The 12,585-nt window shown below is 63.2% G+C and carries 15 protein-coding genes; 7 read left to right on the top strand and 8 right to left on the bottom strand.

The window, feature by feature from the left end; translation table 11 throughout:
* Window positions 1-55: 55 nt before the first annotated feature.
* From ACE3SE_RS08020 to ACE3SE_RS07985, 8 genes are all read right to left on the bottom strand, one after another.
* Window positions 56-1,783: a cytochrome D1 domain-containing protein gene (locus ACE3SE_RS08020; RefSeq protein WP_374554504.1), complete on the bottom strand. Its 1,728-nt coding sequence runs from the start codon at window positions 1,781-1,783 to the stop codon at window positions 56-58.
* Between the two features lie 188 nt (window positions 1,784-1,971).
* Window positions 1,972-2,187, bottom strand: a complete 216-nt coding sequence (locus ACE3SE_RS08015; RefSeq protein ID WP_045846238.1) for a DUF3079 domain-containing protein — start codon at window positions 2,185-2,187, stop codon at window positions 1,972-1,974.
* Window positions 2,188-2,354: 167 nt separating this feature from the next.
* Window positions 2,355-4,187: a nitric oxide reductase activation protein NorD gene (locus ACE3SE_RS08010; protein WP_374554502.1), complete on the bottom strand. Its 1,833-nt coding sequence runs from the start codon at window positions 4,185-4,187 to the stop codon at window positions 2,355-2,357.
* A gap of 12 nt (window positions 4,188-4,199) precedes the next feature.
* Entirely contained in the window at window positions 4,200-5,003 is an 804-nt protein-coding gene (locus ACE3SE_RS08005) for a CbbQ/NirQ/NorQ/GpvN family protein (protein ID WP_374554500.1), read from the bottom strand.
* A gap of 9 nt (window positions 5,004-5,012) precedes the next feature.
* On the bottom strand, window positions 5,013-5,273 hold the full coding sequence (locus tag ACE3SE_RS08000; protein WP_062791532.1) for a cytochrome C oxidase subunit IV family protein: 261 nt from the start codon (window positions 5,271-5,273) through the stop codon (window positions 5,013-5,015).
* Between the two features lie 72 nt (window positions 5,274-5,345).
* Window positions 5,346-5,939, bottom strand: a complete 594-nt coding sequence (locus ACE3SE_RS07995) for a cytochrome c oxidase subunit 3 (protein ID WP_045846235.1) — start codon at window positions 5,937-5,939, stop codon at window positions 5,346-5,348.
* 55 nt (window positions 5,940-5,994) lie between these two features.
* Window positions 5,995-7,422: a cbb3-type cytochrome c oxidase subunit I gene (locus ACE3SE_RS07990; RefSeq protein ID WP_045846234.1), complete on the bottom strand. Its 1,428-nt coding sequence runs from the start codon at window positions 7,420-7,422 to the stop codon at window positions 5,995-5,997.
* Between the two features lie 32 nt (window positions 7,423-7,454).
* Window positions 7,455-7,880 (bottom strand): c-type cytochrome, encoded by a 426-nt coding sequence (locus ACE3SE_RS07985; RefSeq protein ID WP_045846233.1) that lies wholly within the window; start codon window positions 7,878-7,880, stop codon window positions 7,455-7,457.
* A gap of 162 nt (window positions 7,881-8,042) precedes the next feature.
* On the opposite strand from ACE3SE_RS07985, the gene cobA reads away from it, so the two are divergent.
* The 7 genes from cobA (at window position 8,043) to ACE3SE_RS07950 (ending at window position 12,518) form a co-directional block, all read left to right on the top strand.
* Window positions 8,043-8,879 (top strand): uroporphyrinogen-III C-methyltransferase, encoded by an 837-nt coding sequence (gene cobA / locus ACE3SE_RS07980; protein ID WP_374554497.1) that lies wholly within the window; start codon window positions 8,043-8,045, stop codon window positions 8,877-8,879.
* 72 nt (window positions 8,880-8,951) lie between these two features.
* The gene (locus ACE3SE_RS07975; protein ID WP_374554495.1) at window positions 8,952-9,380 is read left to right on the top strand and encodes a hemerythrin domain-containing protein; all 429 of its coding nucleotides are present in this window, start codon (window positions 8,952-8,954) and stop codon (window positions 9,378-9,380) included.
* Window positions 9,377-9,589, top strand: a complete 213-nt coding sequence (locus ACE3SE_RS07970) for a DUF2249 domain-containing protein (protein WP_045846230.1) — start codon at window positions 9,377-9,379, stop codon at window positions 9,587-9,589. Before ACE3SE_RS07975 ends, ACE3SE_RS07970 begins: the two co-directional genes overlap by 4 nt.
* Window positions 9,586-10,884: a hypothetical protein gene (locus ACE3SE_RS07965; RefSeq protein WP_374554493.1), complete on the top strand. Its 1,299-nt coding sequence runs from the start codon at window positions 9,586-9,588 to the stop codon at window positions 10,882-10,884. Before ACE3SE_RS07970 ends, ACE3SE_RS07965 begins: the two co-directional genes overlap by 4 nt.
* A gap of 161 nt (window positions 10,885-11,045) precedes the next feature.
* Window positions 11,046-11,609: a YIP1 family protein gene (locus ACE3SE_RS07960; RefSeq protein ID WP_045846228.1), complete on the top strand. Its 564-nt coding sequence runs from the start codon at window positions 11,046-11,048 to the stop codon at window positions 11,607-11,609.
* A gap of 15 nt (window positions 11,610-11,624) precedes the next feature.
* Window positions 11,625-12,038: a DUF488 family protein, N3 subclade gene (locus ACE3SE_RS07955; protein ID WP_374554491.1), complete on the top strand. Its 414-nt coding sequence runs from the start codon at window positions 11,625-11,627 to the stop codon at window positions 12,036-12,038.
* Between the two features lie 42 nt (window positions 12,039-12,080).
* Window positions 12,081-12,518, top strand: coding sequence for a MarR family winged helix-turn-helix transcriptional regulator (locus ACE3SE_RS07950; RefSeq protein ID WP_045846226.1), 438 nt, complete (start codon window positions 12,081-12,083; stop codon window positions 12,516-12,518).
* Window positions 12,519-12,585: the final 67 nt, after the last annotated feature.

Below are 12,585 nucleotides of genomic sequence, written 5' to 3'. Positions count from 1 at the left end.
CGCGGACGATCTGCCGGATTTCAACAGTGAAAGGACGGCGACGACTTATTTCAAATCAATAAATATCGTGCTGGGTGTTGAACACATTGAACTTGCCGGTGGGGGTGATCAGGCGCGGGTCCTTGATCACGGCCTTGAGCTTGCGGGTCTTGTCGTCCACCACCACGATGGCCGATTGCTTGTCCTTGCCGCTCCACACCGAGAACCACACCTCGCTGCCATCCTTGTTGTACTCCGGCTGCAGCACGCGCTTGGCACCATCGCCCAGGCCAGACCACTCGCCAATCGGCAGGGTGACAAAGCCCTTGTCCAGATGATTGATGTCAAACACGGCAGCGCTCTGGCTCACCGCGGCATCCGGGTTCAGCGCGGTATCCACCCACAGATTGTGGGATTTCGGGTGAGTCTTGATGAACAGCGAACCACCGCCCTGCCCCTTGAGCACCCGCACCACCTTCCAGGCCTGGGCCTTGTGCTTGTCCGGGTCGGTGCCGATCAGGCTGATGCTGTCGTCGCCCAGGTGGCCGGTGGCCCATACCGGGCCGTATTGCGGGTCGACAAAGTTGGCACCACGGCCCGGGTGCGGGGTCTTGCCCACATCCACCAGCGCGGCCAGCTTGTCCAGCTTGGTATCCACTACCGCCACCTTGTTGGAGGCATTGGCAGCCACCATGAAGTAACGGCCGGTGGTATCGAAACCGCCGTCATGCAGGAACTTGGCCGCATCGATGGTGGTGGTTTTCAGGTTGGACAGGTCAGAATAATTCACCATCATGATCTTGCCGGTTTCCTTGGCATTGATGACGAATTCCGGCTTGTAGTGGCTGGCCACAATCGAGGCCACGCGCGGTTCCGGGTGGTATTCGTTATCCACCGTCATGCCACGGGTGCCGACAATCTTCAGCGGCTTGAGGCTGTTGCCGTCCATGATCACGTACTGTGGCGGCCAGTAGGCCCCGGCCACCGCCAGCTTGTCTTCAAAGCCCTTGAACTTGGAAGTTTCCACCGAACGGGCTTCCAGGCCGATGCGGATTTCCGCCACCGTGTCCGGCTTGGCCATCCACAGGTCGATCAGATTGATCTTGCCGTCGCGGCCAATCACGTACAGGTAGCGGCCGGACTGCGACAGGCGCGAAATATGCACGGCGTAGCCGGTTTTCAGCACGCTGACGATCTGCTTGCTATTGCCGTCGATCAGCGCGATCTGGCCAGCGTCCCGCAGGGTGACCGAGAACAGGTTGGCCACATCCAGATTGTTCTCTTTATGCGTTGGCCGCTTTTCCGGCGGAATCAGCACCTTCCAGGTGCCCAGCATGTCCTTCATGCCGAATTCCGGCGGAGTCGGCGGTTCCTGCTGCACATAACGCGCCATCAGATCCACCTGGGCATCGGTCAGCTCACCGGAAGTCCCCCAGTTGGGCATGCCGGCTGGCGAACCGTACTTGATGAAAGTCTTCAGGTATTCGGTACCCCGCGTCAGGGTGATGTCCGGTGTCAGCGGCTTGCCGGTGGCCCCCTTGCGCAACACCCCGTGACAGCCGGCGCAGCGTTCGAAGTAAATCTGCTTGGCGTGGGTGAACTCCGCCTCGGTCATCGGCGGGGCCTTGGGGTTGATGTTCTGGTGCATGGGCTCGGAAACCAGCGGCGAGGCGGCTCCCTGATATTTCGCCTCCGGGGCGGAAGTCGAGGTAGTGGCGGTATCCGCCCAGGCCTGCAACACGGAAAAAGGCAGGGCCGCCAGCAACACACTTCTTGGCAGCCAGGACAAGCGCGGGGTCTTCATGGTTAGGGCTCCAGCGTGACAGTAATGCTTGGTTGCCGGCATCTTCATCCCGCGGGCATATCCCCCTCCTTGATTCGAATCAACGGTTTAACCATGGAATGAAAAGGGTCGAAAACAAGCAGCAAGTCGTGCTGTCAGATGCCTGCGGCTGCAGCCTGGCCGGCAGCCGGAACACCCGAAAACAGGGTTCAGCCCTTCTCCGGCAGCGTCAGCGATTTTTGTTCCGGCTCCACCTCCAGCCCCCAGTCGCCGTATTCATACCAGTCCTCGCCCAGTACTTCCGCCGGGTGCTGGGTGCGGCCGGAGCCATTGCCGCATTGCAGGGAGTCGGCCGGGCAGTATTTGTCGCAGCCCCAGCAAATGCGCTCCGGGTGCGCCGGGTGCAGGGGAAATTTCCGGGCCATCTGGTCTTCCTTTCCAGTGTATGAATCTGCCGAGCAGCAGCCTGCCATTGTCCGGGCACGGGCTGGCTGGCGACTTGCCGCATATCAAAAAAAACCCGGCACAAGGCCGGGTGAAGAAGGTGATTACACCTTGGAGTCGGGTTGCGCCCGGGCCGCGGCCGTGCTGCTCAGGCCGTCAAATGGGCATACAAGCGGGTGAGCACGCTGGGCAGCATCTGTGCCTGTTGCACCACCACATAGCCACGGTGGCCAAACAGATGGGGCAGATAATCCCCTGCTTCACGGTCCACCGTCAGGCAGAACGGCAGCAGGCCGTCGCGGCGGGCTTCCAGAATGGCCTGGCGGGTGTCCTCTATGCCGTGGCGGCCTTCGTAGTGGTCCAGGTCGTTGGGCTTGCCATCGGAGATGATCAGCAGCAGGCGGCGTGCGGCCGGCTGCTGTAGCAGGATGCGGCTGCTCTGGCGGATGGCCGCGCCCATGCGGGTGTAATAGCCGGGACGGATGGCCAGAATGCGGCCGCGGGTGCTGTCGTCGTAGCGTTCGGCAAAGTCTTTCAGTACCTGAAAGCGGACTTCCTGGCGGCGGATGGAGGAAAAGCCGTACAGGCCAAAACTGTCGCCTGCCGCGGACAGCGCTTCGGCAAACAAGAGCAGGCTGTCGCGGATGACGTCGATCACCCGGCCAGCCTCGTCCCCTACCCAGCTTTCGGTGGACAGCGACAGGTCGGCCAGGGTGAGGCAGGCCAGGCTGCGCTCGCCCGGTGGCCAGGCCTGGTACAGGCCGGGTTCGGACTGGGCCACGCCGCTGTGGCGTTCGGCCATGAAGCGGATGACGCGGTCGATGTCGATGTCCGGCCCGCACTCCTGTCCGCTCTTGAGCGTACGTTCCGGTGCCAGCGCCTGAAACTGGCGGCGCAGGCGGCGGGCCAGCGGCAGCAGACGCGCAGGCAAGGCGGCGGGGACGGCATCGCGCGGCAGCATGGGTTGCAGGCGGCAGTGGTCGTCCACCAGCCTTTGCTGTTTCCAGTTCCATTCCGGCAGCAGCAGGCCGGGGCCGAGCGGGGTGTCGTCCCAGGCGGCGGCGGGCAGGTCCAGGTCGAACTTCAGCTTGCCGCCCTTGGTGTGGGCATCCTGCGCCAGCGACAGGCGGTTCATGTCCTCGGCCGCGGCGGCGGCGTTGTCGTCGTCATCCTCGTCGGTATGGCGGTTGACCTTGACGTATTCGTCCCAGGTAAACAGGCTTTCGGCGCGGAAAATCATCAGCATGCCGTTCTTGCGCTCGTCCTGCACCACGCGCTGAGCGCGGTAGCGACGGCGCTGGCGCTGTTGCGGTTTGCTGCGCGGGCCGCTTTGCTGCGGGTCCTGCGCGGTGGACGGGGCGGTATGCTCCAGCGTGGGCGGAGCGGGGTGCAGCCACAAGGGCATGGGATAAGGCGCTCGGGCTGGCGGCGGCGTGTCCAGTGTTTGTTGTGGCTGCAGCAGGGCCTGACGGATGGCACGCTCCCAGGCCGCTTCGGCCGGTGGCAGGCGGGCCGGGTCTGGCCGCTGTGGCAGGTGGGCAGCCACCAGCCGCTGATAGCTGGCAGCCAGGCCAGGCATGGCGGACAGGCATGCGGCAGTGGCCTGTCGGTTGGCATTTAGCCAGTCGCCGGCAGGCTGCGCAGTGGCAGCCAGTGCCATCAACCAGAAATACAGTTCGCGATTGAGCGCGGCATCGGCAAACAGCTCGATTTTTTCCGGCAGATAAAAGGCCTGCTGGTCGGACCAGGCCAGCTCCACCCGCTCGCCGGTGCCGGAGAGGCGCTCCAGCCAGCGGCGGCGGGCGCCGTGTTCGGTCCCCACGGTGGAGCGCAGCGCCAGTGCCGGGTCGCCGCCCATGGCGCGAAAGAATACCGGCGCAAGCGGTGCCACCTGTTCCAGCCGCACCGCAGCGGCGGCATGGCCGCGATAGGCTGCGCGCTTGACCAGCTTGTCCCACCAGCCGCCGACGATATCTTCCATGACAGGCCCCGCTCAGGCAGGAAACTGGGTGTGAATGATGGCCAGCAAGGCGGCCACGGTGTCCGGCTCGTCGCTCAGCGGTTCGGCCAGCGCGGTGCGGCAGGCCAGCGCCGGGCGCATGCCCGATGCCATCAGCTTGGCGGCATACACCAGCAAGCGGGTGCTGACTGATTCGTCCAGGTCGTAACCGGACAGGCGGCGCAACTGGCCGGCCAGTGTCACCAGCTGCTGCGCCTGTGCCGCGGCAAGCCCGGATTCCTGCATCACCACCTGCTGTTCCACTTCGGCAGACGGAAAATCGAAGCTCATGGCGACAAAACGCTGGCGCGTACTGGGCTTGAGGGTTTTCAGCACATGCTGGTAACCGGGGTTGTAGGACACCACCAGCATGAAGCCGGGCGGGGCCACCAGTACTTCGCCAGTGCGTTCGATGGGAAGGATGCGGCGGTCGTCGGTGAGCGGGTGCAGCACCACGGTGGTGTCCTTGCGTGCTTCCACCACTTCATCCAGATAACAGATGCCGCCCAGGCGCACCGCACGGGTGAGCGGGCCGTCGCACCATACCGTCTGGCCATCGCCAATCAGGTGGCGACCCACCAGGTCGGCAGCGGACAGGTCGTCATGGCAGGACACGGTAATCAGCGGCAGGCCCAGCCGGGCTGCCATATGGGCGACAAAGCGGGTTTTGCCACAGCCGGTGGGGCCTTTGATCAACACCGGCAGCTGCTGCTGCCAGGCGGCTTCAAACAGCTGGCATTCATCGCCCTGCGCTTGATAGAAGGGGACGGACAATTCGGGACGCAGCGGTGCGTTCATGGCTTTTCCTTAGCGAAAACTCAACAGCAGCACACCAGTCACCAGCAACAGCCAGCCATGCACGCTGGCGCGCAGCCAGTGCGGGGCATGGCGCAGCCCCATGTACCGCTCGATGACCACCCAGCCCTTGAGCCAGGCAAAACCCAGCACCAGCGGTGCCAGCCAGTGTTGTGACAGCTGGCCGGTTTCAGCCAGCACGGCCGCCAGCAGGGTCAGGCCACTGAGCCAGGCCCACAACAGCCATTGGGTAAGGGGGGCGGGTGTGTTCATGGGGTCAACGATACCGGCCATGCAGGGCCATGGCCTTGATTCCAGATAAGCCCTGCCAACAAACTGCGGTGCTTAACGCGCCACGTAAATCAGCGCAAACAGCACAATCCACACCAGGTCCACCATATGCCAGTAGGCGGCTGCGGTTTCCACGCCATCAATGGCCGCACCGGCATAGCGCCCGTCGCGGGCCTGCCACCACACGGCGGCGACAATCACCATGCCCAGCACCACATGCAGAAAGTGGAACACGGTGAGCGAGAGGTAGAACATCCAGAAATCGCCGCTGGACAGGGTGATGCCAGCAGCAAACTTGCCACCCAGCTCGATGGCCTTGAGCACCAGAAAACCGCCACCGGCCAGCATGGTGGACATCAGCCAGCGCCGCCCGCTGCGCTGACGGTTCAGCGCAAAGGCGCGCACGGCGGCCACGATGGCAGCACTGCCCGCCAGCAACAGCAAGGTATTGAGTGTGGGCAGCAGCAGGTGCAGCTGCTGCTGGCCGTGGGAAAATAGTACCGGATCACGCCAGCGGTGATAGCCGTACACCAGGAAGAACACGCCGAACACCGCCAGCTCGGCCAGGATGAAACACCACATGGCCAGGTCTCCCGGCACATGACGGTCGTGCGGTATGTCTTCCAGCAGCAGGCTGTCGGCAGGCATGGTTTGTCTCCAATGAAAAAACGGCCCTTTACGGGCCGCTTGTTGCTCGGTTCACTCAGGCTTCGCGCTTGCCGGTGACAAAGAAGCTGATCAGGTACAGCATCAGGCCGCTGAAGAAGCCCAGGCCGCACACCAGACGTGCCCAGTACAGCGGCATGATGTGGTCCTGCGTTTCCATGAAGGACAGCGGTGCGCTGGACATGCGTTGCAGCCACACCTGTGTCGCACCGGCAGCTGTCAGGCACAGCGTGATGCCGACGATGGACAGGGTCATCACCCAGAACGCCAGTTTTTCCACATTCTGCGCCTGCGGGCTGTTGGCTTCACGGCCACGCAGCAGCGGCATGGTGTAGGAAATCATGGTCAGCACCACCATGGCGTAAGCACCGTAGAAGGCCATGTGACCGTGCGAAGCAGTCAGCTGCGTGCCGTGGGTGTAGTAGTTCACCACCGACAGCGTGCCCAGAAAGCCCCAGACGCCCGCGCCCAGGAAGGACATCACACCGGTGCCCAGCGCCCACAGCGTGGCGGCCTGGTTGGGGTGCTGACGGCGGCGACGCTTGACCATATTGAAGGCAAACATGGTCATCATGAAGAAGGGCACCGGCTCCAGTGCGGAGAAGATGGAACCCCATACCTGCCAGTAAGCCGGTGTGCCGATCCAGAAATAATGGTGACCGGTACCGATGATGCCGGTGATCAGCGTCATGGCAATGATCAGGTACAGCCATTTTTCGATGATTTCACGGTCCACCCCGGTCACCTTCACCAGCACGAAGGCCAGCATGGCACCCATGATCAGCTCCCACACGCCTTCCACCCACAGGTGTACCACCCACCACCAGAAATACTTGTCCAGTACCAGGTTGCTGGGGTTGACGAAGGAGAACAGGAAAAAGATGGCCAGTCCCCACAGCCCCAGCAGCATCACGATACTGATGCTGGTCTTGCGGCCGGACAGCAGCGTCATCGACAGGTTGAACAAAAAGGACAGCGCCACCAGCACGATGCCCACCTTGGTGATGAGCGGCTGCTCCAGGTAACCGCGCCCCATGGTGGGCAGCAGGTCGTTACCGGTGAGGTGGGCCAGCACGTTATAGGGCAGGCCCAGATAGCCGACAATGGTCAGCGCACCGGCTACCAGGAACACCCAGAAGGTGATGATGGCCAGTTTCGGGCTGTACAGCTCGCGCTCGCATTCTTCCGGAATCAGGAAGTAACCCGCCCCCATGAAGCCGAACAGCAGCCAGACAATCAACAGGTTGGTGTGCACCATGCGGGCGGTGCTGAAATTGATGGCCGGGAACAGGAAGTCCCCCTTCACATACTGCAGGCCGATGATCAGGCCAAACAGGATCTGGCCGATGAACAGGCCGATGGCCGCCATGAAATAAGGCTTGGCCACCGCCTGCGAGCGGTATTTGATCTGGGCTGGCGCACGGGCTTGTTCAGCCGCCAGCGTTGCCGCACTTGCATTGCTCATGTGTATCTCCGTCAGCGATTGGTCTGGTGCGATCAGCCCTGGATATTGGGCGGCCAGTTATTGGTATTGATCTCGGAGGTGTATTTCAGGAAGGCCACCACGTCGTCCAGCTCGCCCTCGTTCAGATGAAACTGCGGCATCTGGCGACGACCGGGTACGTTGGTGGGCATGGCCTTCATCCAGCCCTTGATGAAATCCGGGCCACGGCGCACATACACATTGCCCAGCTCCGGTCCGAAATAAGCCCCCTCGCCCAGCAAGGTATGGCAGCCGCCACAATTGCGCGTCTCCCAGATCTTCTTGCCGCGCACCGCCGCATCAGTCAGCTTGGCCTTGGCGTTATGGCTGGGCAGGGCCATGGTGGTATCCAGCGTCAGCCCCAGGAACAACAGGAAAAAGAACACCGACCCACCGTAAAAGATGTTGCGGGCCGTCGATTTGGTGAAGCTCGCGCTCATCACGTCCTCCTCAAAGTGCTTGCACCGGCACGTCCGGTACCTGGGGCGAAATGTACGGATTCGGGCATCCCGATAGCATTGATTCGTATCAACGATTCCCGGCCACCCTCCTTCCTACACTGGCGGCATCGTCATTTGGCAAGCCTTTGCCCGGGAGTCTGCATGCACCGCCCAGCCCTGCCCCCGCTGCCGCCCACGCCGGCCGGCAGCCCCCACTCCACCCCAAGAGACAGCAAGGTATTTGCCCCCGGCAGCGTTTGCCTGGTAGGGGCCGGCCCGGGTGACCCGGACTTGCTCACCCTGCGCGCAGTGCAGCGACTGGGAGAGGCGGATGTGCTGCTTTACGACCACCTGCTGGACCCGCAGATACTGCGGCTGGCACCGCCGCAGGCCAGCCGCATCTGTGTGGGCAAGCGCGCCAGCCGCCATACCCTGCCGCAAGCAGACATCAACCAGTTGCTGATCGACTTTGCCCGCAACGGCCAGCGTGTGGTGCGGCTCAAGGGCGGCGACCCCTTGCTGTTTGGCCGGGGTGGCGAGGAAATGCTGGCGCTGGCGGCTGCGGGCATCCCCTGCGAAGTGGTACCGGGCATCAGCGCCGCGCTGGGTGCCGCCGCCGCGCTGGGACTGCCGCTTACCCATCGCGACCATGCCCAGGGTTGCAGCCTAGTCACCGGCCACCGCCGTCAGGGGGAAAGCGCACTGGACTGGACACAGCACAGCACGCCGGAGCAGACCCTGGTGGTGTATATGGGGCTGGGCGAGGCGGCCCATATCGCCAGCCAGCTGCTGGCCCATGGCCGCGACCCGGCCACGCCGGTGGCCATCGTGGAAAGGGCCTGCAGCACAGCCCAGCGTTGCGTGTGCGGCCAGCTGGCTACGCTGGCGCAGCTGATTGCCGATCAGCAGATTGCCAGCCCGGCGCTGCTCATCATCGGTAGCGTGGTCACCCTGCATCAACAGTTGCAGGCCTTGCGCCAGCAAGCAGTGATTTCTTGATACGGGTCATTCAGGCCGCAGCCGCAAACAGGCAATACTGCTCACCATCAACCTCAGCCAAGGCAAAGCACCATGAATGCCATCCAGCAACTGACCGAACAACATCGCCTGTGCGATGCCGACTTCGCCATCGCCGAAACAGCGGTGCGCCAGGGCGACTGGCCCAAGGCCCGGGCCGTGTTTCAAGCCTTCCACAACGGCATGCTGCAACATTTTGCGCTGGAAGAAGACAGCCTGTTTCCGGCCTTTGAAGCTGCCACCTGCAGCCAGATGGGCCCCACGATGGTGATGCGCAACGAACACAGCCAGATGCGCGCACTGATGCAGGACATGGCGCAGCTGCTGTCATCCGAGCATGCCGGCGACTATCTGGGCTGTGCCGACACGCTGCTTATCCTGATGCAGCAGCACAACATGAAAGAAGAAAACATTCTTTACCCCATGTGCAGCCAGCACATTACCGGCTTTGCCAACCTGGTTGCCGCCGGAGCCGCCGCATGAGCCCGCGCGACCTGCGCCAGCTGCCGCCGCCACAGCCGATGGAAATCATTCTGGACGAAGCGGACGGGCTGGCACCCGGTCAACAAGCGGCCTACATCCTGCCGCACCATCCCAGCCCGCTGCTGCCGCTGCTACAGCAACAGGGGCTGGACTTCCGTTTCGAACTGTCCGGTGACGGCGGCGTCATCCTGATCCTGAGCCGGCCATGAGCCAGGCCTGGCTGTCTTACGAAGCTGCCCCGCCGCCCTGGTTGCCGGGCAGCTTTTTTACTGCCAGCCTCGCCTGGCTGCTGATCACCGGGCTCACCCTGCTGCTGGGCGACACTGTCCTTGCCAACCGCTTCGATCCGCTGATTGTCACCCTCACCCACTTGCTGGCGCTGGGCGTACTGGGCAACACCATGTTCGGTGCCGTATTACAGCTGCTGGCCGTGGCCGCCGGGGTGGGTACGCCTAGCCCGCGAGCCTTGTGGTGGCGTATCTTCCCCGCGTGGCAGGTTGGTGTCGCCTGCCTGTGCTGGGGCTTCAGTCATGGCTTTGCCGCGACATGGCTGACTGCCGGCGCGCTACTGGCTTACAGCGCCGGGCTGGCACTGCTGCTGCATGCGCTACCCGGCCTGTGGCGCAGTCCGGCACGTGATGCCACCAGCCAGGGGCTGCGTCTGGCCCTGGGCGGGCTGGGCGTGGCGCTGAGCCTGGGCCTGTTGCTGGTACTGACACTGGGTGGCCAACTCCAGCTGCCCTTCCTGCCTTTGCTGCACAGCCATGTGCTGTGGGCAAGCCTGGGCTGGTTGCTGGCCTTGTTGCTGGCCGTCAGCCAGACCGTAATCCCCATGTTTCTGGTGTCTCCGCCCTATCCTGCCGCCAGCCGCTGGCTGCTTCCCGGCCAGTCGGTGCTGCTGCTGGCACTCAGCCTGTTGCTGCTGTGGCAGCAGGACAAAATAAACAACTGGCTGACACTGGCCGGTCTTCCCGCCGCCGCATTTGCCAGCCTCACCCTGCAGCAGCTGCGCCGCTGTCGCCGCCAGCAAGACCCCCTGTGGCTGAGCTGGCTGCTGGCCATGCTGGCTTTGCTGTCAGGACTATCATGTGCCCTCGCCGCCCCTTGCTGGCCTGCCAACACCAGCCTGCCGCTGTACTGTGGCGTGCTGTGGCTGGGTGGCCTGGGGCTGGCTTGCGTGCTGGGCATGCTGGGCAAGATCGCCCCGTTTCTGGCCTGGCTGCATCTGCAACGCTTGCAGCCCCCGCGCGGCGTACTGCCCGCCACGCATGGTTTCCTCTCCGAACAGGCCGTGCGGTGGCTGACCGGCCTGCATGCGCTGTGGCTGCTGACAGCATTGGCCTGGTGTACTTGGCCAGCCCATTGGCAAGCCGCACTGGCCATGCTCAGCCTGCTGCTGGCTGTCATGGCAGCCTGGCATGCACTCAGGCTGTGGCTGCGCTACCGGCAAGTGCTGGCCATCTGCCTGCGACCAGGACAGCCGCCGGCACAGCCCGCCGCCTGAGCAGGGCGAGCCGCACGGCCCACTCCCCACTCCCCACTCCCCACTCCCCACTCCCCACTCCCCACTCCAGCATGCTCCGCCATGTGTGCATTTTGCTGTGGATTTATATCGTATTACGATATATATTTGGATGGCAGCCTGTCGCTGCCAAGGAGATCGCCATGAACCTGCAACACCCGCTCCAGATGATTTACTCATCACGCCATGGCTGGGACCAGCTAGGCCAGCGTCATCCATCCGTGCTGAACAGCTTTGTGAAGATCGTGCTGCCTGCATCCCTGTTTGCCGGTGGCATGGTGCTGTACACCGCCACTTATCATGCCGACAGCTATGCTCCCGGCGTGCCGCTGCAAAACTGGCAGCAAGCCAGCCTGATCCTGCTGCTGACCAGCTGGCTGGCCGTCAGCCTGATGGCCTGGGTCATCCGCCAGTCGGTACATGCCAGCAGCCGCCCGGCCTTTGCCGACTGCTACCGGCTGGCAGCGCTGGTGCCGCTGCCCATCTGGCTGTCTGCCGTGTCCTTGCTGCTGCCCTACCCGGCGCTGAATGTGCTGTGTGCACTGCTGGGGCTGGCGGCATCGGCAGGCCTGCTATACCACGGCCTGGATGCCTGGTTCGAGCACGATGACTCGGTGCATACCCTGTCGCTGGCCTATACCATCTTCGCCATCGGTGCGCTGGTATGGCTGTTTGTAGTGGCACTCTTGCTGCTGCCCTTGTTGTAAACGGAGCCAGTCATCATGCATATCACCCTGCAATCCCTGCAAAGCTACCAGCCTGACTCCACACCGGCCTTCCTGATCGGCAGCGAACCGCCTGCCGGCCTGCCAGCCGATGTTGTGCGCCGCTTGCGTCATGTGCCGGCATTGTCGCCCGCACCGGGCCTGAGCGACTGGATGCACTGGCGCGAGGAACGCTGGAGTCAGTTTTGCGAAATCTACTGGGCCGTGCTGCGCAATAATCCGCAGCGCTGGGAATGGCTGGCACACATGGCCAGACGGCAACACATCATCCTGCTGCATGCCGAAGCCGATGCCACGCTCAGCGCCGCCCGTGCCTTGCAATTGTTCCTGCAGCAGCAAGAGGAGATGCCGCTTGCCTATGCGTCCCCGGTTTGCTTTGCCGCGCAATTCGGCAGTGGCGGGCTGTTGTGATATGGTGAGCAGACTTGTGTTTTCTCCCCGCTGTTGCCCACCATGACCGCTCCGCTACTCAGCAAACAGGATTTCGAACGTCTGGCCGACTTCCGTTACCGGCTGCGCCAGTTTTTGCGTTTCAGTGAAGAGCTGGCGCAAGAGCACGGCATCACGCCCTTGCAATACCTGCTGTTATTGCAGGTGCAGGGCTACCCGGGGCGCGACTGGGCCACGGTGGCGGAACTGGCCGAGCGGCTGCAATCGCATCATCACAGCGTGGTGGGGCTGATCAAGCGCTGCGAGGAGCAGGACCTGGTAAAGAAAACCCCGGGCCGCCAGGATGGCCGCCAGGTGGAGATCAGCCTGTTGCCCAAGGGGCAGGAGCTGGTGGCCAAGCTGGCCGCCCTGCACCGCGAGGAGCTGTTGCTGCTGAAAGACCTGGGCGGTGCCCAGTCGCTGGACTTGCTGCTGAACGTACAGCAAAAGCTGCAAGCCTGAGCAAGACAGCCCGCACCAGCGGTTCTGCGCATGAAAATATCGCTACGCGATATAATATCCCACCACC

This window comes from Aquitalea pelogenes, assembly GCF_041914625.1.
Taxonomy (GTDB): Bacteria; Pseudomonadota; Gammaproteobacteria; order Burkholderiales; family Chromobacteriaceae; genus Aquitalea; species Aquitalea pelogenes.
The sequence above is the reverse complement of the archived record's forward strand: the minus strand, read 5'-3'. Positions and strand labels throughout refer to the sequence as shown.